This window comes from Microtetraspora sp. AC03309 (assembly GCF_020826795.1).
Lineage (GTDB): Bacteria > Actinomycetota > Actinomycetes > Streptosporangiales > Streptosporangiaceae > Microtetraspora > Microtetraspora glauca.
The window spans coordinates 1-603 of record NZ_JADDIL010000368.1 but is presented as its reverse complement, the minus strand read 5'-3'; the positions used below and the strand labels follow the sequence as shown (position 1 = coordinate 603).

The following is a 603-nucleotide window of genomic DNA, read 5'->3' as shown; positions in this document are numbered from 1 at the left end:
GTCGGTACCGCCCCGACGTGGTGGTGATGGATCTACGCATGAAACGCGTCGACGGGATCGAGGCGACGCGGCAGGTGACGTCGGTGGACGGGCCACCGGTACTGGCGCTGACCACATTCAACGATGACGAGTTACTCAGCGGCGCATTGCGCGCCGGTGCCAGCGGCTTCGTGCTGAAGGATTCCTCTGCCGAGGAACTGATCCGGGCCGTCCGGGCAGTGGCACAGGGCGACAGCTATCTCGACCCCGCGGTGACCTCTCGGGTCCTCACCACCTACCGCAAGGCGGCCGAGCCGCGCCGCGCAGCCGCGGTCGGCGACCTCACGGCCCGCGAACTCGATGTGCTGACGCTGATCGCCAAGGGGTATTCGAACGCCGAGATCGCCGATGAGCTCACCATCTCCGGGCTCACTGTGAAGAGCCACATCGGCCACATCTTCCTCAAGCTCGACCTACGCGACCGGGCCGCCGCGATCATCCACGCGTACGACGCCGGGCTGGTCAGTCCCCAGTAGCACGATCACCGCACACTCTCCTGAAGTTCCGGCTCATGGCGGTGGCCTACGTGGGCCTCGGCGCGCATGCGCTCGACCATGTGCGGGT

1 protein-coding gene is annotated in these 603 nt (G+C 66.8%); it reads left to right on the top strand.

All coding sequences use genetic code 11. The annotated features are described in order from the left end of the window. A partial coding sequence (locus IMZ11_RS43380; protein WP_228649500.1) for a response regulator transcription factor occupies positions 1-515 on the top strand: 515 nt, incomplete at its 5' end. Between the last annotated feature and the right edge of the window lie 88 nt (positions 516-603).